Raw genomic sequence first — 21,488 nt, forward strand, 5'->3', positions numbered from 1 at the left:
GTCGCCGGAGCAGAGAACACCGCGGGAGTGCCGCCATGCCGGGTAGGTTACGCGGCCGCTTCAGCCGTTCCGACGTGCTCACCGAGCGCCCGGACTTCGCGCTGGTGGGCATCCTGCGGGTGCCGCAGTTGCAGACGAGTCCGAGCCGGGCCATCACCCGTCGCGTCGGATATGCGGTGGCGGCATTGATGTTCGCCGTGCTGGTGGTCTACCTGGACCGGGACGGCTATCGCGACGCCCAGGGTGACCCGCTGTCGCTGCTGGACTGCATCTACTATGCAACCGTCTCGCTGTCGACCACCGGGTACGGCGACATCACCCCGTTCACCCCCGAGGCGAGACTGATCAATGTCCTGGTCGTCACGCCGCTCCGGATTTTCTTCCTCATCGTCCTGGTCGGTACGACGCTCTCGGCGCTGACCGAGAGTTCGCGCCAGGCGTTCAAGATTCAGCGTTGGAGGCGCCGCGTGCGTAATCACACCGTCGTCGTCGGATACGGCACCAAGGGCCGCACCGCGGTGGATGCGATGCTGGGCGACGGGGTTCCGCCCTCGGAGATCGTCGTCGTCGACACGGATCCGGTGGTGCTCGAAACCGCCGCGGGACAGGGCCTGGTGACCGTGCAGGGTTCGGCGACGAAATCGGATGTGCTGCGCCTGGCCGGGGTTCAGCACGCAGCAGCGATCATCGTCGCCGCCAACCGGGACGACACCGCGGTGCTCGTCACGCTCAGCGCGCGCGAGATCGCTCCGAGGGCAAAGATCGTCGCGGCCATCCGCGAATCGGAGAACACGCATCTGCTGCGCCAATCCGGCGCGGACTCGGTGGTCATCTCGTCGGAGACCGCGGGCCGGTTGCTCGGCATCGCCACCACGACCCCGAGCGTCGTGGAGATGATCGAGGATCTGCTCACCCCGGAGGCGGGATTCGCGATCGCCGAACGGGACGTCGAGCCGAACGAAGTGGGCGGCTCGCCCCGGCACCTGTCCGACATCGTGCTCGGCGTCGTGCGCGACGGTCGCCTGCTGCGCGTGGGGTCCCCCGAGGTCGACGCCGTGGAGGCGGACGACAAGCTGCTCTACATCCGGCGGGTGTCGGGCTGAGCCCGCGCCGCCGCTAGGGTGCAGGCGTGAGCCGTTTCCAGCTGTCCGACACCCCCCTGCTCTCCCGCGCGGTCGTCGACCGCGCCGAGGAGCTGCGGGGCGACGCCGCGGCCCTGCACGACGGTTGGTCGCAGGCCCTTCTGCTACGGGTCGATCGTCACGGGCAGGTGCCGGTGGACGGCGACGCACTGGTGTTCGCCGCGGCGGTGGAGCTGGGACCCGAGCCGGTTCCGGGCGCGGTGTTCCTCGGTGTGCGCGGCGACCGGCACGTGTGGGCGATCCGGGTGCTCGCGCAGACCGGAACGGTCGCCGATCTGCGCCGGGTGGGGGAGCGGCTCGACGACGCCGACGCGGGTCTGATGGTGACCGCGGTGGCCCTGCTCAATTGGCACGACAGCGCGGGTTTCAGTTCGCTGGACGGAGCGCCGACCGAGCCGACCCTGTCCGGCTGGTCGAGGATCAGTACCAGCACCGGTCACGAGGAGTTCCCGCGGACCGACCCGGCGATCATCTGTCTCGTGCACGACGGCGCGGACCGGGTCCTGCTGGCGCGACAGCCGGTGTGGCCGGAGCGACGGTTCTCCGTGCTCGCCGGGTTCGTCGAGGCGGGGGAGTCGCTCGAGTCCTGCGTCGTGCGGGAGATCCGCGAGGAGGTCGGCGTCGACGTGCGCGAAGTGCGATATCTCGGTAGCCAGCCGTGGCCGTTCCCGCGCTCGGTGATGATCGGGTTCTCGGCCGTCGCCGATCCGGACCGTCCGCTGGCCTTCCTCGACGGCGAGATCGCCGAGGCCCGCTGGTTCACCCGCGACGAGGTGCGGGCCGCGCTGGCGCTCGGAGACTGGGCCTCCCCGGCCGACGCCCCGTTGTTGCTGCCCGGATCGATCTCGATCGCTCGGGGCATGCTGGAGGGCTGGGTCCGGGGGAGCTGAACCGGTCAGGACCGGGGCCACAGCAGACCGGTGAGCACGGTCTCGACGAGGTGATCGGTGTACTCGTAGGTCAGCGGACCGGAGCGCAGCAGCCAGCGCTGGGCGACGGGGGCGAAGAGGGTGTCGACGACGGCGTCGAGATCCACTTCGGGGGACAGCTGACCCTGTCGCTGCGCCGCGCACAGCCGCTCCTTCTTCAACCGCCGCGTCGGCTCGTCGAGGCGACGGGAGTATTCGGCGGCCAGGGACTCGTCCTCGAGGACGGCGACGGTCAGCGCGCGCAACGGCCGTTCGAACCGGGGATCGTTCAGTTCGTCGACGGTGGCGCGCAGCACCGCCTTGATGTCGGCGACGAGATCGCCCGTGTTCGGTAGGCCCTGCGGGTCCTCCGGTTCGCCGCCCACGTTTGCGTCGAGGTAGGCGTCGAGCAGCACCGATCCCTTCGACGGCCACCACCGGTAGATGGTTTGTTTCCCGACGCCGGCTCGGGCAGCGATCGCCTCGATGCTCGACTTGCCGTAGCCCACCTCACCGACCAACTCCACCGCGGCGGTCAGGATCGCTGTCCGGGCGGCGTCGCTGCGGCGGGTGATTCTCGGAGGCATGGAACACAGCATAGGCCAAACCGAGACGAGACGGACCGTCTTGACTGAGAGGGGCGGTGGTCCCATACTGGCACGGCGAGACGATCCGTCTCGTCTAGTATTCGAGGAGGTGCCGACATGGTCGAGCAGCGGATATGGCTGGTCACGGGGGCGAGCCGCGGGCTGGGCCGAGCGTTCACCCGGGAGGCGCTCGCCGCGGGAGACCGGGTGGCCGCCCTCGCCCGCACCGCGACCGCAGCGCCCGAGTACCGGGACGACGAGCGGGTACTCACCGTCGACGTCGACGTGACCGACCGGTCGGCGGTGTTCGCGGCGGTCGAGCGGGTCGTCGACCACTTCGGTCGCCTCGATGTCGTCGTCAACAACGCCGGGACGATGTGGACCGGCTTCGTCGAGGAGTTCACAGAGGAGCAGGCACGCGCCCAGATGGAGACCAACTTCTTCGGAGCGCTGTGGGTCACGCAGGCGGTGTTGCCGGCGCTGCGCCGACGTCCACCGGGCCGGCTGCTGCAGATCTCCAGTGTTGCGGGGATCGCGGCATTTCCCACCACCGGGTTGTACAGCGCGAGCAAGTTCGCACTGGAGGGACTGAGCGAGGCGGTCGCTGCGGAGGCCGCACACTTCGGGGTCGCCGTGACGATCGTCGAACCCGGCGGATACTGGACGGACCTGTACAAGGACATGCCCGCCACTGCGCCGCTCGACGACTATGCGGCGCTGCGCGCCGAGCTGGCGGCGACGTCGGACGCCGACGGCGTCGACAGCGAGCCGGCGCTCGCCGCGGCTGCGGTCCGGGCAGTCGTGGACAGCGACGATCCACCGAGACGGTTGATCCTCGGCAGCGTCGTCTACGACGCCGCGGTCGGACTCGCGCAGGACCGCATCCGGGACTGGGCGGCATGGGAGAAGGTCAGCCGGGCGGCCGAACATGCCGTGCCGGCCCCGCCGGGATACACCACCTGAGGTCCTCGGTGCCCCCGGCGGATGCGGTGCCGTCCGCTAGAGGCCGAGCGCCTGCTTGACCGCGGACAGCGGGGGATTGGTCGCGGTGCTGCCGTCGGCGAACTGCACGGTGGGAACGACGTGGTTTCCGTTGTTGACGCTGCCGACGAACTCGGCGGCCGACGGGTCGGCTTCGATGTCGATCTCGGCGTAGCCGATGCCGTGCTCGTCGAGCTGGCGCTTGAGGCGACGGCAGTAGCCGCACCAGTCGGTGGTGTAGAGCGTCAGGGCGGGAGCGTCGGTCGTAGTCACGGTGCGCACAACAACCACCGTCTGTCCGCTGTTCCGTCCTGCGGTCAAATGTGTTCTCCGCCACAGTCGGTGTGGGCCGGATGCCTGTCACCCCGTCCTGCCATGATGGAGCCCATGCGCGCAGAGACATCGGTGGAGGGACTCGATCCCCAGCAGGCCGCGGCGGTCCTCGCGCCGCGGGGCCCGGTGTGTGTCCTCGCCGGCGCAGGTACCGGAAAGACCCGGACCATCACCCGCCGCATCGCGCACCTGGTGTCCCACGGACACGTCGCGGCGGGCCAGGTCCTCGCTGTCACGTTCACCGCGCGCGCCGCCGGAGAGATGCGCGGCCGCCTGCGCGAACTCGGCGTGGGCGGTACGGGTCCGCAGGTGCAGGCGCGCACCTTCCATGCCGCCGCGCTGCGGCAGCTGCGTTACTTCTGGCCGCAGGTGGTCGGCGACACGCCGTGGCAGCTGCTCGACCGCAAGTTCGCGGTCGTCTCCCAGGCCGCGCACCGGGCCGGGTTCGCCACCGACACGGACACCGTGCGCGACCTGCTCTCGGAGATCGAGTGGGCGAAAGGATCGCTCGTCGCGCCGGAGGACTATCCGGCCGTGGTGGCCCGCGCCCGGCGTGAGCCCCCCGCCGACGCCGCGCGGGTCGCTGCCGTCTACGCCGGCTACGAGTCGCTCAAGGTGCGCGACGACGGCATCTACCTCGACTTCGACGACCTGCTGCTGCACACGGCCGCCGCGCTCGAGGAGCACAGCGCCGTCGCCGAGGAGTTCCGCGACCGCTACCGCTGTTTCGTCGTCGACGAGTACCAGGACGTCACGCCCCTGCAGCAGCGGGTGCTCGACGCGTGGCTCGGCGACCGCGACGACCTCACCGTCGTCGGCGACGCGAACCAGACGATCTACTCGTTCACCGGTGCCACCCCGCAGTACCTGCTCGACTTCTCCCGCCGGTTCCCGGACGCGACGGTGGTCCGGCTCGAACGTGACTACCGGTCCACCCCGCAGGTCGTGGCCCTCGCCAACCAGGTCATCGGCGCGGCGCGCGGCCGCATCGCCGGGACCCGGCTCCAGCTCGTCGGCCAGCGCCCGCCCGGACCGGAGCCGGCGTTCGCCGAATACGACGACGAGCCCGCCGAGGCGCAGGCCGTCGCCAAGGCGATCGCCAAGCTGCTGGGTTCGGGGGTACCGGCCGCCGAGATCGCCGTGCTCTACCGCATCAACGCGCAGTCGGAGGCCTACGAACACGCGTTCACCGAAGCCGGTATCCCGTACCAGGTCCGCGGCGGCGAGGGCTTCTTCACCCGGGCGGAGGTGCGGCAAGCGGTCGGGGCGCTGCGGCAGGCGCAGGCCCGAGACGACCTGCCCGAGGGCGCCGATCGCGGCGCCGCCCTGGTCACGCTGGTGCGAGCGGTGCTCGCCCCGCTCGGGCTGAGCGAGACCGAACCTGCCGGTGCGCAGGCCCGCGAACGCTGGGAATCGCTGCGGGCGCTCGTGCAGCTCACCGAGGAACTCCTCGGGCACGAGCCCGACCTCGATCTCGACGGACTGTTGCGCGACCTCGCGGCGCGGGCGGAGGCACGGCACCCTCCGACGGTGCAGGGCGTGACACTCGCGTCGCTGCACGCGGCCAAGGGCCTGGAATGGGACGCGGTCTTCCTCGTCGGTCTCACCGACGGGACCCTGCCCATCGTGCACGTCGTCGGTGACAGTTCGACACCGCCCGACGAGGCAGGCATCGAGGAGGAGCGCCGGCTGCTGTATGTCGGCGTCACCCGCGCGCGCGTGCACCTGCACCTGTCGTGGGCGCTTTCGCGCACCGAGGGCGGTCGCCGGTCGCGGCGGCGATCACGGTTCCTGCACGGTCTGATCCCCGACGATTCGCCGGCGTCACGGATTGCGGCTCCCCCGTCGCCGAAGCGTAAGCGGCCGCAGTGCCGCGTGTGCGGCAAGCCCCTCATGGGATCGTCCGCGACCATGCTCGGACGCTGCGAGGGTTGCCCGTCGAACCTGGACGAATCGCTGCTGGTGGCATTGAAGGACTGGCGCCGGGAACGGTCCAAGGAGATGAAGGTCCCCGCCTACGTGGTGTTCAGCGACAACACGCTCATCGCCATCGCCGAGCAGCAGCCGGGCGACGACCGCGCCCTCGTCGCCATCCCCGGTATCGGGGCGAAGAAGCTCGAGCAGTTCGGAGCGGACGTGCTCGCTGTCGTGCGTGGTGAACGCGCCTCCGACACCCTCGATCTCTAGCGGCTCCGCGGATGCGGCAAAACCGCAGGTAGAAAATGGGTTGTGCGATCGACGGCCGAGTTTCTAGGCTGGAGGTCGATGTCACGGGAAAGGCCCGTGCGCGGACGACGTCAGGAGGTGGCCCCGATGCTCGGCTTCGATGCAGCTGCAGTGGTGGTCGCCGTCCCCGTCGCCGGCGCCCCCGTCGCCGCCGGTGCGTGCACTCCGCGCGTCGCCCGCGTGCGAGCAGCCGCCCTTTCGTCCGTGTCCCGAAGCCACCGAGGTCAGCCCCGGTAATCTTCGATTCGCCTTCCGGCCACGGACACCGCCCAGCGGACCGTGGCCTTCTTCGTCTTCTGCCCGGTTCGCTCATCGCATCCGAAACCAGACAGAGGAGACATCCATCGTGCAAACCGCAACGCTCGACGTCGACCGAACGACGCGCGTGCGCGAGTTGCCCTGCCGCGGCGACGATCCGGATCTGTGGTTCGCCGAATCACCGACCGAGTTGGAGCGGGCCAAGGCGCTGTGCGGCCGGTGCCCGATTCGAGCCCACTGCCTCGCCGCGGCACTCGACCGGGCCGAGCCGTGGGGTGTGTGGGGCGGCGAGATCTTCGAACGGGGCGCCGTCGTCGCCCGCAAGCGCCCGCGGGGGCGTCCCCGCAAGGAACTGGTGTGCGCCTGACCGGGCTGCCGGGACGTCAGTCCACCGGGTCGGTGAAGCCCGGCAGCCACTCCGACAGGATTCGCATGTACGGCGCGTGCGCGTCCAGCTGAGCGCAGATGCCGACCGAGCCGAGGAGTACGCGGACGATGTTCGCGTACTCCGGCGGCAGGTTCAGAGCCCGCGCGGTCCGGAAGTTGGATCCGGAGAAGTCGGTGGCGGTGCCCGCCGCCTTCTGCAGCCACGCCCGGGTGAAGTGGAAGGACTCCGTGTGGATCGGGTCGGTGAACGGGCGCAGGTAGTCCGCGATCTCCTGCTCGGTGACCTCCCTGCCCGGCAGGACGAACCGGTTCTCGTAGAGCAGTGTGGTCAGCTCGTCGAAACGTTCCTCGAGGGCCAGCCGCACCATCCGGCCCAGCACCGGGGGCAACCCGTTCGGCATCGCGGCCGTGGCCCCGAAGTCGATGACGCCGAGCCGGCCGTCGTCGAGCAACATGAAATTGCCCGGATGGGGGTCGCAGTGCAGCAGGCCCACCTGTGCCGGGGAGGCGAAGTGGAACTCGGCGAGCAGCGCCCCCGCCCGGTTGCGCTGCTCGCGGGTACCCTCCGCGATGATCGTGGACAGCGGTGTCGCCGTGAGCCATTCGGTGACGAAGACCTTCGGGGAACTGGCGACCACCCGCGGCACGACGAACCGGGGATCGTCGCCGAACACTTTGGCGAAGGCCCGCTGATTGTCGGCCTCGATCCGGTAGTCGAGCTCCTCCTCGGTGCGCGCGGTCAGCTCGTCGAGCACCGCGCGCACGTCGGTGCCCGGCATCACCGTCGCGAACAGACCCGCGAACCGGGACAGGGTCCGCAGATCGGCGCGCAGCGCCTCGTCGGCGCCCGGGTACTGGACCTTCACCGCGACCTCGCGGCCGTCCGCCCACGTCGCCCGGTGGACCTGGCCGATGCTCGCCGACGCGGTGGGAACGTCGTCGAACGAGGCGAACCGTTCCCGCCAGCCGGCACCGAGCTGCTGATCGAGGACACGGTGGACCGTCTTGGCCGGCAGCGGCGGAGCAGCCGACTGCAGCTTCGTCAGCGCCTCCCGGTACGGTTCGGCGAACTCCTCCGGCACCGCGGCTTCCATCACGCTCAGCGCCTGGCCGACCTTCATGGCTCCGCCCTTGAGCTCACCGAGCACCGTGAACAGCTGTTCGGCAGCCTTCGCCGCGAGCTCGGCGTCGATCTCCTCGCGGTCCCCGCCGGCCAGACGCCGGCCGAACCCCACCGCGGCACGACCTGCGATCCCGAGGGGGATGCTGGCGAGCTTGGCGGTGCGGGAACTGCTTCTCCGGGGGATTTCGGCCACGCCCACCATCATGCCTGACGCCGTCCCCCCGGCGCGGGGCGCCGTGGGTCGACCCCGCGTCACGCCGGCGGGCCGGCGCACCCGCAATCCGGGTGTCGGTACCAGCGCCGCGACGCGAGCCGGTGACTGCGCAGGTCCACCTCGAGGGTCCGGTCCAGTGTCGCGGGCGCCACGGTCGTGAGAATCGCGTCGAGCTCGGCGAGGGCGAGAGCCGCGGTCGCCAGCACCACGGGGGGCTCCGCACAGCCGACGCGGTCGCACAGTTGAGCCGCGAGCTGCGGCCAGTGCGGGTCGAGGTCGGTGCGGGTGAGATCCGCGCAGCGCAGACAGCTCGTGCGCCCCGGGACGACGAACGGCCCGACGATGCCACGGCCGTCGCGCAGCAGCACGGTCAGGTGCGGCACGCGGTGCCGCATCAGCTCCCGGACGAGCCGGGGATCGGGGACCAGTGCGTCGGCGAGCAGCACGCACTGCACGTCCCATCGAGCGACGTCACTGTCGCCGGTGTAGGCGGCGGACCGGCTCAGCCGGGTGCCCGAGACCGTCAGTTGGGTGACCAGCGTATCCGCGAGGGGCCCGCGCCCGTGCACCCGCACCCGGGGAGCCACCGGTACGGTCCCGCCCGGGTCCCGGACCGCGCCGACGGTGGTCAACTCGTCGAGCAGGACGGTGACGGCATCGTCCGCCAGCCCGGCCTGCGCCGTGCGGGCCAGAATCTCCGCGCGCGACGAACGCCCGTCGAGCAGGCTCAGCACCGTCGACAGGGCGAATGCGTCGAGCCCTGCGCCGGGGGAGAGGACGGCGGCGGTATCGGGACCCCACCCGAGTTGGACCGAGCCGTCCGGGCGACGGAGCACTTCGAGGGCAGGATCGAGCGCAGGTCCGGGCTGGTGCATGGCCGTGGTCATGCCCGCCAGTCTGCGGCACCCCGGGCCGCGCCCGGGTGCCCGAGGCCGGTTGTCCACAGGGGGAAACCGCGATCTACCAGCGTCGAAGCGCGCTCAGGCGGATTCGTCGGGATCGGTGGACTCGCCGGAGTCGCCCTTCTCCCGCTCGGCACGCTCGCGTGCCTCGGTCTCGCGCAGCTGTGCGATCGGATCGTCGAACGTGGTCGTTTCGCCGCCGAGGATCCGATCGAGGAAAGCGGCCGGGTTGTCCAGGTCCGACGAGTCCGGCAGCAGGTCCGGATGGGCCCACACCTTGTCCCGTGCCTCCGTCCCGGCATCGGCGGTGAGGCGGCGCCACAGGACGGCGGCCTCGCGCAGTTTCCGCGGCCGCAGCTCGAGACCGACGAGTGTGGCGAAGGTCTGCTCCGCGGGCCCACCGCTCGCACGGCGACGGCGCAGCGTCTCGCTCAACGCGGCCACCCCCGGCAACCGGTCGCCGAGGGCATCGGCGACCACGGTCTCCACCCAGCCCTCGACCAGGGCGAGCAACGTCTCGAGGCGCTCGAGGGCCTGCTTCTGCTCGGGAGTGGTCTGCGGCTCGAACGCCGCGCCCTTGAGCAGTTCCTCGATCTTCGACGGGTCCGTCAGCGCCGCGGGGTCGATGCCCTGCGCGAGGTCCTCGATCGCGGAGAAGTCCATCCGGATGCCGCGCGCGTAGTCCTCGACGGTGGACAGCAGGCGTGATCGCAGCCACGGCACGTGGCTGTAGAGCCGCTGGTGTGCCGCCTCACGCGCGGCCAGGAAGACGAGAACCTCCTGCGCCGGCTGCTCGAGCCCCTCACCGAAGGCATCGATCGCGGCGGGCATCAGCGCGGCGGTGCCCTCGGGCCCGAGGGGAAGACCGATGTCGGTCGAGGCCAGGACCTCCTTGGCCAGCTGTCCGAGGGCCTGGCCGAGCTGGGAGCCGAACGCCAGGCCACCCATCTGGGAGAACATCCCGAGCATCGGCCCGGCCATCGCCCGGGCCTCCTCCGGCAGGCCCTGGACCCACATGCCGTTGACCTGCTCGGCCACGGGATCGCACAGGCGCTTCCACGTTCCGAGCGTGTTGTCGAGCCAGTCCACGGGCGTCCACGCGACGGTGCGGGTCGCGCCGGCGGGCAACGTCGTCGCGCCGTCGAGCCACAGCTCTGCCAAGTGCGCGGCGTCGCGGACGGCGTCCGCAGACCCGGACGAGACGGGGGTCACGGAGCCGATCTGCTGGCGGGCGAGCTTGGCGGCCACCTCGTAGTTGACGGGTCCCGAACCACCGGACCCCATCGCGCTGCCCATGCCGCTGAGCATCTGCCCGAACTGCGTCAGCATCTGCCCGAGCGCCGCCGGGTCGAAGCCCTGCGCTCCGAACGGGTTGTCGCCACCGGCCCCGAACGGGGCACCGCCTGCGCCGGGCGCACCGAAACCGAAGGGAAAACCGCCGGGAGTGCCGCCCTGGGACCCGCCCCCTGCCGAGCCGGCACCCTCGGCACCGGATCCCTCGGCGCCGGAACCGGAATCCTTCCTGCGGTCCGGGTCGTCGTCGGGATTCGAGAATCCGAAAGGCGTGTCGCTCATGTCGTCAACGGTACAAGGCCCACCGCGCAGCGGTGGCCCCCGCGATCACGCTGACCGCGAACACCGCCGCTCCGGATACCCTGGCCGGGTGAATCGACGGCTCGTGACGATCCTGGCGGTGCTGTTCCCCGCGCTGCTGCTGGTGACGGTGGCGCTGAATGTGAAGGTGCCCTACGTGGCGCTCGGCCCCGGCCCGACGTTCGACACCCTCGGCGAGGTCGACGGCAAGGCGGTCGTCGCCATCGAGGGCACCGACACCGACCCGACCACCGGCGAGCTCGTGATGACCACGGTCGGTGTCAGTGACCGCCTGACCGTGGCGCAGGCCCTCGCGGCGTGGCTCGGCAGCCGGTACGGGATCGCCCCGCGCGAACAGATCTACCCACCCACCGCGACCCGGGAGCAGGTCAAGGAGGCGGACGCCGCCCAGTTCGAGCAGTCCGAACGCAGCGCAGAACTCGCCGCCCTGCATCATCTCGATCTGCCCGTCGTCCTGCGCGTCGCCCGAGTCGGCGAGTCCGGGCCGTCCGCCGGGGTGCTGCGCGAGGGCGACCGGCTCGTCAGCGTCGCGGGGGAGCCGGTGACCACCGCCGGCAGCGTGCAGCGCGCCGTCGCCGCCGTCGCCCCCGATACGCCGGTCGACATCGGGATCGTGCGGGACGGTGTCGAGCAGACCGTCGCGGTGACCGTGGGCGCCCGCCCCGACGATCCGGAGAAGGGTTTCCTCGGCATCAGCCCCGAGGAGGTGCCGGACGTGCCGTTCGACGTGACGTTCAACCTCGCCGACGTCGGCGGGCCGTCGGCAGGGCTGATCTTCAGCCTTGCGGTGGTCGACAAGCTCAGCCCCGGCGAGCTCAGCGGCGGCGCGGTCGTCGCGGGGACCGGGACCATCGATTCCGACGGGGCCGTCGGCCCGATCGGCGGCATCACCCACAAGCTCGTCGCGGCGTCGGAGGACGGCGCGACGGTGTTCCTCGTGCCCGCCGACAACTGCGCCGAGGCACGCAGCGCTGCTCCCGACGGCATGCGGCTGGTCGAGGTCGAGACCCTCGAGGGCGCGATCGGTGCGCTCGGCTCGCTCGCCGGCGGGGGCGACGCGCCGAGCTGCGGGTAGACGCGGGACCGGCGCTAGTCGTCGCCCGGTTCGAGGGTCGCGTACAGCGCCGCCACCACGTTGGGGGCGAGGTTGTCGTAGGTTCGCAGCTCGATCCCGGCGAACGGGTCGTCTTCGTCGGTGGGCCGCAACTGCAGCAGCGACAGCGATGGGCCGTCCCGCAGCACCGCCGCGATCAGTCGCGCATCCCGCCGCTCCGGATGGCCGTGCGCCGCGACGCGGGCGGCCTCGTCGGCGGCGTGGGGATCCGCCAGCAGCGGGACCAGCGCGTCGTCCAGATCCGACTCCGCGCTCGGCGGCAGCACCACGATCTCCTGCACCAGGGCGCAGCCGGCGACCGATTCGGGCCAGCTGGTGGTGGCGAGGAACTCGTCGAGGGCGGGGCTGCCGCCCTCGACGTCGTCCGGGAAGGCGTCCTGCTCCACCGGGGTGTACTCGTGGCCCGCGTCGAGCTGGTCGAGCAGCGTCGGTTCCGACGCCGCCAGCAGGGCCGTCGGCACCAGCGCGAACATCTGGGGTGGCTGCCCCCAGCCACCGGCGTCGACGAAGTCGACGATCTCACCGACGCACCGGCGCAGGGCGTCTTCGGACGGGACGGGATAACTGTCGCTCACGGACATATCCTTGCACCGTCGCCAGGTCTCGTCGCCGCCGCGGCGTGGTGGCCGCCTCATTCCGTAGAGTGGGGCGAAACGGTCACCGCGAGTGCCGTGGGTGACAGTCGAGGTGAACAGCTGCGGCGCATCCGCGTCGCCGGAGAATTGGGAGTGTGGCACGTGGGCATGAGGCCCCCCACCGGAGTACCTTCGCTGTCGAAACGCAGCAAGATTCTGCTGAGCCTGGCCGTGGTGGCCGCGGTGCTGCTGCTGGTCGGTCCCCGACTGGTGGACGCCTACACCAACTGGCTGTGGTTCGGTGAGGTCGACTTCCGTGACGTGTATGTGAAGGTGCTGCTGACCCGGATCGTCCTGTTCGTCGTCGTGGGCCTGTTCGTGGGCGCCGTGGTGTGGCTCGCCATGCTCCTGGCGTACCGATCGCGCCCCGTGTTCGTGCCCGCATCCGGGCCCAACGACCCCATCTCGCGGTACCGCACCACGGTGATGTCCCGGCTGCGCACCTTCGGCCTCGGCATCCCGATCGTGCTCGGGCTGCTGTCCGGCCTGATCGCGCAGGCGAGCTGGGTGACCGTGCAGATGTTCTTCAACGGCGGCTCGTTCGGCACCACGGACCCGCAGTTCGGGCTGGACGTCGGCTTCTACGCCTTCGACCTGCCCTTCTACCGCTTCCTGCTGAACTGGATGTTCGTGGCCGTCATCCTGGCGCTCTTCGCCAGTCTGGTCACCCACTACATCTTCGGCGGCATCCGGCTCGCCGGCCGCGGTGGCAGCCTCACCCGCGCCGCCCGCATCCAGCTGGCCGTACTGGCCGGCATCTTCGTCGCGTTCAAGGCGGTCGCGTACTGGCTCGACCGGTACGCACTGCTGTGGAGCGGGCGCAAGGAGCCCACGTTCACCGGCGCGGGATTCACCGACATCAACGCCGTGCTGCCCGCCAAGCTGATCCTGATGGCGATCGCCGTCATCTGCGCGGTGGCGTTCTTCGCGGCGATCGTGCTGCGCGACCTGCGTATCCCGGCGATGGCGACCGCGCTGCTGGTGCTCTCGTCGATCCTCGTCGGGGCCGTGTGGCCGCTGGTGGTCGAGCAGTTCTCCGTCCGGCCGAACGCCGCCGTCAAGGAGGCCGAGTACATCGAGCGCAACATCGCGGCGACCCGTCAGGCCTACGGCATCACGGACGAGACCGTGGAGTACCAGGACTACCCCGGCGTGGGCAGCACGTCGCCGCGCAACGTGCCGGCGGACGTGACGACGATCGCCAACACCCGTCTGCTCGACCCCAACGTGCTGCCGCGCACCTTCACCCAGCAGCAGCAGCTGAAGAACTTCTACGGGTTCCCGCCGTCGCTGGACATCGACCGGTACGAGATCGACGGGCAGCGCGAGGACTACATCGTCGCCGCCCGCGAACTGTCGCCGTCGAGCCTGACGGGCAACCAGACCGACTGGATCAACAGGCACACGGTGTACACCCACGGCAACGGCCTGGTCGCCGCCCCCGCCAACCGGGTGAACGCCGCCGCGAGCGAGTCCGCGGAGGAGGCCGCCAACAGCAACAGCGGCTACCCGGTGTACATGGTCAGCGACATCGCGTCGCTCGAGTCCGGCAACCAGGTGATCCCGGTCGAGCAGCCGCGGATCTACTTCGGTGAGGTCATCGCGCAGGAGGAGCCCGACTACGCGATCGTCGGTGCCGCCGAGGGCGAGGCCCCGCGGGAGTACGACACCGACACCGCGCAGTACACCTACACCGGCTCGGGTGGCGTGTCGATCGGCAACTGGTTCAACCGCCTCGCGTTCGCCTCGAAGTACGCCGAACGCAACATCCTCTTCTCGAGTGCGATCGGCAGCGAGTCGAAGCTGCTGTTCAACCGCGATCCGCGGGACCGGGTGACGAAGGTCGCGCCGTGGCTCACCGCCGACGGCGACGCATATCCCGCGGCGGTCGACGGCCGCATCGTGTGGGTCGTCGACGCCTACACCACGCTCGACAACTACCCGTACGCGCAGCGCAGTTCCCTCGAAGGTCTCGTCGAGGACAGCGTCGACCAGAACACCGGCCGGCTGCTGCCCCGCAAGGAGGTCTCCTACATCCGGAACTCGGTGAAGGCGACAGTCGATGCGTACGACGGCACCGTGACCCTCTACCAGGTCGACGACCAGGACCCGGTCCTGAAGGCGTGGATGGGTGTCTTCCCCGATGCGGTGACCCCGCAGGACCAGATCTCCGACGAGCTCCGCTCGCACTTCCGGTACCCGGAGGACCTGTTCAAGGTGCAGCGCGAGATGCTCGCGAAGTACCACGTCGACGACCCGCGCGAGTTCTTCACCAACAACGCGTTCTGGTCGGTGCCGAGCGACCCGACGGTCGAGACGACGGCCAATCAGCCGCCCTACTACGTGCTGATCGGTGACGAGGAGACGGCCCGCCCGTCGTTCCGGCTCACCTCTGCGATGGTGGGCTTCAACCGGCAGTTCCTGTCCGCGTACATCTCGGTGAACTCGGACCCCGACAACTACGGCAAGTTCACGATCCTCCGATTGCCGACCGACACCCAGACCTTCGGTCCCGCACAGACGCAGAACGCGATGATCTCCGACACGCGCGTCGCGTCGGAGCGCACTCTGCTCGAGCGGTCCAACCGGATCCAGTACGGCAATCTGCTGACGCTGCCGATCGCCGAGGGCGGCATCCTGTACGTCCAGCCGATGTACACGGAACGCAACTCGGCGAGCGGAAACACCTCCACCTTCCCGCAGCTGTCCCGGGTGATCGTCAGCTATCGCGAGCCCGGGCCCGCCGGTGGTGTGCGGATCGGCTATGCCCCCACCCTCGCCGCGGCACTGGACCAGGTCTTCGGTGGCGGCGTCGGCAGTGCGGCCACCGCACCGGGTGGCGAGTCGACACCCCCGGCACCGGTTGAGGGGGCAGAGGGGACACCGCAGGACGGCCAGGCGGCGGCACCGGCGCCCGCTCCGGCGCCGAACCCCGCGCCCGCTCCGGCGCCGGCGGATCGGACGGCGGCAGTCGCCGAACTCGACGCGGCGCTCGCCGAGCTCAGCGCGGCGCAGAGCACCGGCGACTTCGCAGCGTACGGTCGGGCGCTCGAACGAGTGCAGGCGGCCGTGGAGGCGTACCAGTCCACCGGCGGCTGATCTCCTGCCGCGACCGAAGCGGGGCCCCGCGCACATCGTGCGCGGGGCCCCGTCGTTCGGGGGACGAATCAGCGTCCGGGCAGTGCGACGCCGACCACCTGGTCGAACTGCGCAGCGAAGCCGTGCTGCGCGGCGAACTCGCCGGCGACACCGAGCGCCTGCTCCACGGCCTGGTCGACCGGCGCGGCCTCGGGTGCCGGTGCTGCGGGTGCCGGTGCTGCGGGTGCCGGGGTCGCGGGTGCCGGAGTTGCGGGTGCCGGGGTTGCGGGTGCTTCGGGCGCGGGCGCGGCCTCGCTCCCGGTGGTCAGGTACTGACCGCAGACCGGCCACGCGCCCGGGCCCTGGGTCTGCAGCGTGTTCTCCGCGACGCGGATCTGCTCGGCCTTCGAAGCGGTGTGCGGGCTGCCGGTGCCGCCGTTGGCCGCCCAGGTGCTCTGCGAGAACTGCAGACCGCCGTAGTAGCCGTTGCCGGTGTCGATCGACCAGTTGCCGCCGCTCTCGCACGCCGCCACCGCGTCCCAGTTGTGCGGGGCAGCGGAGGCGGTGCCGGTGGCGAGGCCGAACGGCACCGCCACGAGGGCGCCGGTGACAACGGCCGTGCCGAGGCCACGCTTGCTGAAGAAAGTGGTCATGCGGGATGAATCCTCTCCGCGCTCGCCGACGCCGGACCCCGGGCACCGCTCGGTCGTGGCGGTGCGGACAGTCGGCCGGGTCGCGTCGCTGCCCCCCGAAGGTTTCGTCGTACCGGATCCCGCGGGCAGCTCGGCGGCGGCGGGACGGCGTCGGCTCGGTGGTTTCGAGCCGCGACCGACCGTACCGATGCGTCGCGACCCGGGCTACCGGCCGCAACCGTGCCCCGGGTGTCCATCAGATGGGACGAGCGACCCGCTTCTGCGCAGGTCACCGCGGCATGTCGACCTTCCCGTCACGCGATCGTTATACCTCCGTTATGTGAGGAGGAACATGTGCCGAGTGTGGTCCAGGACACGCGACGACGCCCGAAAAAGGCCTTCGCCCAGGCGATTTGCATTCCGTTCACCGAGCCGTGTAACTTCGTTTCTGCAACGCGGGGTGGAGCAGCTCGGTAGCTCGCTGGGCTCATAACCCAGAGGTCGCAGGTTCAAATCCTGTCCCCGCTACCACGCCGAAGGGCCCGGCACCGGTTCATCCGGTGCCGGGCCCTTCCGCATGAGATCAGGGCTTCATGTCGACGAGTACGCGTCGCAGCAGCTTCCCCGTCGCATTGCGCGGCAGTTCGTCGAGGAAGACGACGTCACGCGGGACCTTGTAACGCGCCAGGTTCGCCTTGACGTACTCTTTGATCTCCTCGGCGTCGCGCGCGGAGCCCTCGGCCGGCACCACGAAGGCGCGCAGCCGGTGACCGAAGTCCGGATCCTCCACCCCGACCACCGCGGCGTCGAACACGTCGTCCCTTTCGACGAGAAGGTTCTCCACCTCCAGCGGGTACACGTTCTCGCCACCGGAGACGATCATGTCGTCGTCCCGGCCGTCGACGAACAGCAGTCCCTCCTCGTCGAAGTGCCCGACGTCGCCCGTCGAGAGCAGTCCGTTGATGCGCTCCTTGTCCCGGCCGTCCGTGTAACCGTCGAAGCTCAGCCCGCTCGCGACGAAGATCCGGCCCACCTTGCCGGGCTCGGTGATGCGGTTGCCTTCCTCGTCGTACAGCTCCACCCGGCACGTCACCGGGGGCCGTCCGGCCGTGCCCGGTGCCCGGCGGATGTCCTCGGGCGTGGCGACGGTGGCCACCGCGCATTCGGTCGACCCGTACAGGTTGTGCAGGACGTCGCCGAAGTACTCGCGGGTGCGCCGGCACACGTCCGGCGACAGCGCCGAGCCGGCGGAGAAGATGATCTGCAGGCTCGACGTGTCGAACCGGCCGATCGCCTCGCCCCCGAGGTCCAGGATCCGCTGCAGCATCGTCGGCACGACGACGAGCACGTTCGCCCGGTGCCGTTCGATCAGGCGAACCGTCTCGAGCGGGTCGAACCGCCGCTCCATCACCACGGTCTGACCCAGCGCCAGCGCGAGTCCGAACTGTGAGATGCCGGTCCCGTGGAACGCCGGCGCCGCCATCAGCATCGTCTGTCCCGGCCGTAGCGGTACCCGGTCCAGGAACTGCGCCGAGGCGAGCGGCGACGTGCGCTCGCGCGGGGCACCCTTGGGCGTGCCGGTCGTGCCGCTGGTGAGCAGCACGAAACCACCGAGTGTGCTCGGCGCGGGAACGGCGGACCGATCGAACTGTGCGAGCACGGACTCGATGCCGGGTGGTCCCGGCTCCTCACCCTCGGGCCACGAGCTGTACGTCCGCACATCCGGCGGCAGGGCTGCGGCCACCGCCGCGAACTCGGCGTCGTAGACGAACGTGCCGACACCTTCACGTTCCGCGACGTCCGCGAGCTGGCGCGGAGCGAACCCGGTATTCATCATGACCAGCTTCGCGCCGAGTTTGGCGGCCGCGAGCATGGTGAGAACGAGTCCACGGTGATTGCGGGCCATCAGGCCCATCACGTCCCCCGCCGCGACCCCGTCGGCCTGCAGCGCCCGTACGAGCGCATTCGACTGTCCCTCGAGCTCCTCGTAGCTCAACCGGCCACGCTCGTCGACGAGGGCGACGGCGTCGTAGCCGCGCGCGGCGTGGGCATGCACCGGTCCGGCGAACGGGCCGTAGCGGCTCACGGCGACGAGGGTGCCGATTCCGTGGTCGACCCGGGGGAAGTGCAGCAGGCCGGAGCGCGCGAGTACCCGCACGGCACCCAGTGTGTCGGTCACCTCCCCGACGGCCCCGGTGATCCTGTCCTTGATGTCCTGCCCGGGCATGCTGTCCCCTTCGAGCTCGTGCCGGATTCGTCACCGCAACCCTAGTGGTGATGCACTTCACAGAAGTGGACATTCGTCCGATCTACCGGGGGTGTCAGGGCCGGGGGATTCCCGCCCGAGCAGTGCCGGTCGCAGCCGTCGGACGGCTGATCGCGGCCACCCCGGTGATCGCGGTCATCGCCCTGCTCGGTGTCGTGGCGGCCACGCCGGCGTCCTGGCTGGTCGAGCGGGTGGGGGAGCAGGACGAGGCGAGCCAGGCGGCGACTCGGGCACAGGTGGCCGCGCCGACGGCCTAGGTGGTCGCGCTCCGCGACGAGCTCCGTCGCGCGCGAGGGTGATCCCGCCCGGCCGCGCGGGTAGCGGTCCGGTCCGGAGCGTGAGAGGGCCCCCGCCGTCGGTGAGTACGGCGGGGGCCCGACCCCTCGGAGAAGTGGTCTGTGACCGGCTACTTCAGTTCGGCGCTCGACAGGCCCAGCAGCCGTCGCGCGATGATGAGCTGCTGGATCTGCTGCGTGCCCTCGAAGATGTCGAGGATCTTCGAGTCGCGCGCCCACTTCTCGAGCAGTGGACGTTCGGAGTAGCCGTAGGTACCCGCCAGCTCGACTGCCTTGAGGGTGACCGCGGTGCCGGTGCGGCCGGCCTTGGCCTTGGAGATCGACGCCTCCAGCGAGTTGGGTTGCTTGTTGTCGGCCATCCACGCGGCCCGCAGCGCCTGCAGGTAGGCCGCCTCCCAGTCGGCCTCGAGCGCGAGGAATTCGGCGGCCGCAGCGTGCTGGTTGCAGGCCGGGACGTCGTAGGACACCTCGACACCGGCCTCGGCGAGGACGCCGCGCAGTTCCTCGAGCGCCGCGCGGGCGACGCCGATGGCCATGCCGGCGACGATCGGACGGGTGTTGTCGAAGGTCTGCATGACCCCCGCGAACCCCTTCTCGACGTTCACCTCGGGGCTGCCGAGCAGGTTGTCCTTCGGAATCCGGCAGTTGTCGAGCACGAGGACGGCCGTGTCGGAGGCCTTGATGCCGAGCTTGTGCTCGAGGCGGGCCACGCTGAGGCCGGGGGCGTCCCGCGGGACGACGAACGACTTGATCGCCGCGCGCCCCTTCGACCGGTCGACGCTCGCCCACACGACCACGTGGGTGGAGCGTTCGCCGGCGGTGACGAAGATCTTCTCGCCGTTGAGGACCCACTCGTCGCCGTCGAGGACGGCGGTGGTGGTCACGGCGGCGGAGTCGGAGCCGAAGCTGGGCTCGGTGATGGCCATCGACGCCCACACCTTGCCGAAGCGCTCGAGCTGTTCGTCGGTGGCGACGGCGGCGATCGCCGAGTTGCCGAGGCCCTGATAGGGGATCGAGAGAGTCAGACCGACGTCGCCCCAGCAGGTTTCGATCACGTTGAGCAGCGACGCCATGTTGCCGCCGTTGACGTTGCCGGCCTGCTTCTTGGGCTCGTCGCCGCGGCCGAGCGCCGCGCCCGAGGCGCCCTGGCCGGAGTCGTTGAGGCCCTCGACCATCGCCGCCATCGTGTCCAGTTCGACGGGGTACACGTGCTCGGCGAGGTCGTACTTGCGTGAGACGGGACGGAAGATCTGCGCGGCGACCTGGTGGGCCTGGTTCGCCGACGCCTTGAGCCTCTTGGGAAGTTCGAGATTGATCATCGCGGGTTCCTAGGTGTGAGGGGACGCTGCCGGATCGGGCGGCTCAGACGAGGACGACGCCCTCGGCGACGCCCACGGCGCGCAGGTCGCGGTACCAGCGCTCGACGGGGTGTTCCTTGGTGAAGCCGTGGCCGCCGAGCAGTTGGACACCGTCGAGGCCGATCTGCATACCCTTGTCGGTGGCGAGCTTGCGGGCCAGCGCCGCCTCGCGGGCGAAGGACAGGCCCTGATCGGCCCGGGCGGCGCCGCGCAGCGTGACCAGCCGGATCCCGTCGAGCTCGATCTTGATGTTGGCGACCATGAAGGCGACGGCCTGCCGATGGCTGATCGGTTCGCCGAAGGCTTCCCGTTCGTTGACGTAGGGGACGACGTAGTCGAGCACGGCCTGTCCGGTCCCCGCGGCGAGGGCGGACCAGCCGAGCCGGGCGAGGCGGACGGCGTCCGCGTACTGCTCGGCGCGCACGTCGGCGTCGGCGTCGCCGAGGAGGGCGGACTGCGGCACGGCGACGTCGGTCAGGTGCAGCCGGCCGAGCCCGGCGGCGCGCAGACCCATCGACGGGTCGGCCTCGATCACCAGGCCCTTGCTGTCGGATTCGACCAGGAACAGCGACGGCTTTCCGTCGAGTTCGGCGGCGACGACGAACAGTTCGGCGCTGCCGGCGGCCGGCACCAGGGACTTGACGCCGGTGAGCCGGTAGCCGCTGGGGGAGCGCACCGCCTTGGTCTGCAGCGCGAAGGGGTCGAACAGGGCGCGCGGCTCGGTGATCACGACGCAGGCCTGGGGGACGTCGTCGCCGGCGAACGCCGGCAGGTACGTCCGCTGCTGCTCCTCGGTGCCCCACTGGGTGAGGGCGACCGCGACGCCGCTCGGCGCGAGGATCGGCAGCGCCAGCCCCATGTCGCCGTGGGCGAGTGCCTCGGCGACGAGGGTGTTGGTGACGGCGCCCCGCTCGGTGGCGGCTCCCTCGAATGCCTCGGGCACGTTGACGAGGGTGATGCCGAGTTCGGCGGCCCGGGCGAGGAGGTCGGCGGGGGCGGCGGCTGCCTCGTCGGCATCGTGTGCAGCGGGCCGCAGGATCTCGGCGGCGAACTCGCGGACGGTCTCGGCGATCATCTGCTGATCGTCGGTGGGGGTCAGGTCGAACAGGTCGGTGCGGACGGCGGTGTCGAGGCGCTGCGGTGTGCCGGATCCGCCGGTGACCTTCTTGAAGGTGCGGGTGGCGGCGCCGAGCGTCTTGAAGCCGGTCTTGGTGGACTGGTAGGTCACCCGGTCGATGGCCTGCCGGAGGTTGTACCGGTCCGCGAGTTCCGAACCGGTGATCCGGGTGAGCACACGCATCGCCGCGCCCATGGCGTCCCGCCGGAGGGGGTTCAGGCCCACGGCGGACGTATCGCGGGGGGTGTTCCGGGCCACACTGTCTTGCTTGCTCATGATCACCAGAGGTTTCTCGATGTGGGGACGGACGCCCACAA

Annotated in this window: 18 protein-coding genes and 1 tRNA gene; 9 read left to right on the forward strand and 10 right to left on the reverse strand. The window is 70.6% G+C overall.

The window, feature by feature from the left end; translation table 11 throughout:
• The first annotated feature begins 35 nt into the window (after nt 1-35).
• Nucleotides 36-1,103: a potassium channel family protein gene (locus tag RR3_RS19630; protein ID WP_010594695.1), complete on the forward strand. Its 1,068-nt coding sequence runs from the start codon at nt 36-38 to the stop codon at nt 1,101-1,103.
• Nucleotides 1,104-1,129: 26 nt separating this feature from the next.
• Nucleotides 1,130-2,032 carry an NAD(+) diphosphatase gene (gene nudC / locus RR3_RS19635; RefSeq protein WP_017679544.1) on the forward strand — a complete coding sequence of 301 codons (903 nt, stop codon included), beginning with the start codon at nt 1,130-1,132 and terminating at the stop codon, nt 2,030-2,032.
• Between the two features lie 5 nt (nt 2,033-2,037).
• On the opposite strand, the gene RR3_RS19640 is transcribed toward nudC, so the two are convergent.
• Nucleotides 2,038-2,649 (reverse strand): TetR/AcrR family transcriptional regulator, encoded by a 612-nt coding sequence (locus RR3_RS19640; RefSeq protein ID WP_017679543.1) that lies wholly within the window; start codon nt 2,647-2,649, stop codon nt 2,038-2,040.
• 105 nt (nt 2,650-2,754) lie between these two features.
• Between RR3_RS19640 and RR3_RS19645 the strand changes: the two genes are divergently transcribed.
• Complete coding sequence (locus RR3_RS19645; RefSeq protein ID WP_017679542.1) at nt 2,755-3,600, forward strand: SDR family NAD(P)-dependent oxidoreductase; 846 nt, start codon at nt 2,755-2,757, stop codon at nt 3,598-3,600.
• A gap of 36 nt (nt 3,601-3,636) precedes the next feature.
• Here the strand turns inward: RR3_RS19645 and RR3_RS19650 are convergent, their stop codons facing one another.
• Nucleotides 3,637-3,891: a mycoredoxin gene (locus RR3_RS19650; protein WP_026137488.1), complete on the reverse strand. Its 255-nt coding sequence runs from the start codon at nt 3,889-3,891 to the stop codon at nt 3,637-3,639.
• 114 nt (nt 3,892-4,005) lie between these two features.
• Here RR3_RS19650 and RR3_RS19655 point away from each other — a divergent pair, with 114 nt between their 5' ends.
• Together RR3_RS19655 and RR3_RS19660 are read left to right on the forward strand one after the other, a co-directional pair.
• Nucleotides 4,006-6,138, forward strand: a complete 2,133-nt coding sequence (locus tag RR3_RS19655; RefSeq protein WP_225222608.1) for an ATP-dependent DNA helicase UvrD2 — start codon at nt 4,006-4,008, stop codon at nt 6,136-6,138.
• Between the two features lie 385 nt (nt 6,139-6,523).
• On the forward strand, nt 6,524-6,802 hold the full coding sequence (locus RR3_RS19660) for a WhiB family transcriptional regulator (RefSeq protein ID WP_010594688.1): 279 nt from the start codon (nt 6,524-6,526) through the stop codon (nt 6,800-6,802).
• Between the two features lie 16 nt (nt 6,803-6,818).
• Here RR3_RS19660 and RR3_RS19665 read toward each other — a convergent pair whose 3' ends face one another.
• From RR3_RS19665 to RR3_RS19675, 3 genes are all read right to left on the reverse strand, one after another.
• Nucleotides 6,819-8,150, reverse strand: coding sequence for an ABC1 kinase family protein (locus RR3_RS19665; RefSeq protein ID WP_010594687.1), 1,332 nt, complete (start codon nt 8,148-8,150; stop codon nt 6,819-6,821).
• Nucleotides 8,151-8,197: 47 nt separating this feature from the next.
• Nucleotides 8,198-9,046 carry a hypothetical protein gene (locus RR3_RS19670; protein WP_010594686.1) on the reverse strand — a complete coding sequence of 283 codons (849 nt, stop codon included), beginning with the start codon at nt 9,044-9,046 and terminating at the stop codon, nt 8,198-8,200.
• Between the two features lie 93 nt (nt 9,047-9,139).
• Nucleotides 9,140-10,636: a zinc-dependent metalloprotease gene (locus RR3_RS19675; RefSeq protein WP_010594685.1), complete on the reverse strand. Its 1,497-nt coding sequence runs from the start codon at nt 10,634-10,636 to the stop codon at nt 9,140-9,142.
• Between the two features lie 88 nt (nt 10,637-10,724).
• Here RR3_RS19675 and RR3_RS19680 point away from each other — a divergent pair, with 88 nt between their 5' ends.
• Nucleotides 10,725-11,750, forward strand: a complete 1,026-nt coding sequence (locus RR3_RS19680) for a YlbL family protein (protein WP_017680863.1) — start codon at nt 10,725-10,727, stop codon at nt 11,748-11,750.
• A 14-nt stretch (nt 11,751-11,764) separates the two neighbouring features.
• Here RR3_RS19680 and RR3_RS19685 read toward each other — a convergent pair whose 3' ends face one another.
• Nucleotides 11,765-12,370 (reverse strand): PPA1309 family protein, encoded by a 606-nt coding sequence (locus RR3_RS19685; RefSeq protein WP_010594682.1) that lies wholly within the window; start codon nt 12,368-12,370, stop codon nt 11,765-11,767.
• A gap of 156 nt (nt 12,371-12,526) precedes the next feature.
• Here RR3_RS19685 and RR3_RS19690 point away from each other — a divergent pair, with 156 nt between their 5' ends.
• Nucleotides 12,527-15,523 (forward strand): UPF0182 family protein, encoded by a 2,997-nt coding sequence (locus tag RR3_RS19690; protein ID WP_029540056.1) that lies wholly within the window; start codon nt 12,527-12,529, stop codon nt 15,521-15,523.
• 68 nt (nt 15,524-15,591) lie between these two features.
• Here RR3_RS19690 and RR3_RS19695 read toward each other — a convergent pair whose 3' ends face one another.
• Complete coding sequence (locus RR3_RS19695) at nt 15,592-16,155, reverse strand: transglycosylase family protein (RefSeq protein ID WP_040272500.1); 564 nt, start codon at nt 16,153-16,155, stop codon at nt 15,592-15,594.
• Nucleotides 16,156-16,588: 433 nt separating this feature from the next.
• On the opposite strand from RR3_RS19695, the gene RR3_RS19700 reads away from it, so the two are divergent.
• Nucleotides 16,589-16,665, forward strand: a tRNA-Met gene (locus RR3_RS19700).
• Between the two features lie 52 nt (nt 16,666-16,717).
• Here RR3_RS19700 and RR3_RS19705 read toward each other — a convergent pair.
• On the reverse strand, nt 16,718-18,361 hold the full coding sequence (locus tag RR3_RS19705) for an acyl-CoA synthetase (protein WP_048770764.1): 1,644 nt from the start codon (nt 18,359-18,361) through the stop codon (nt 16,718-16,720).
• Nucleotides 18,362-18,411: 50 nt separating this feature from the next.
• Here RR3_RS19705 and RR3_RS19710 point away from each other — a divergent pair, with 50 nt between their 5' ends.
• Nucleotides 18,412-18,657, forward strand: coding sequence for an ion transport protein (locus RR3_RS19710; protein ID WP_237210792.1), 246 nt, complete (start codon nt 18,412-18,414; stop codon nt 18,655-18,657).
• A 149-nt stretch (nt 18,658-18,806) separates the two neighbouring features.
• On the opposite strand, the gene RR3_RS19715 is transcribed toward RR3_RS19710, so the two are convergent.
• Entirely contained in the window at nt 18,807-20,015 is a 1,209-nt protein-coding gene (locus RR3_RS19715) for an acyl-CoA dehydrogenase family protein (protein ID WP_010594677.1), read from the reverse strand.
• Between the two features lie 43 nt (nt 20,016-20,058).
• On the reverse strand, nt 20,059-21,453 hold the full coding sequence (locus RR3_RS19720; protein ID WP_026137793.1) for an acyl-CoA dehydrogenase family protein: 1,395 nt from the start codon (nt 21,451-21,453) through the stop codon (nt 20,059-20,061).
• Nucleotides 21,454-21,488 lie beyond the last annotated feature (35 nt).

It is taken from the genome of Rhodococcus ruber NBRC 15591, from assembly GCF_001894945.1.
Lineage (GTDB): Bacteria > Actinomycetota > Actinomycetes > Mycobacteriales > Mycobacteriaceae > Rhodococcus > Rhodococcus ruber.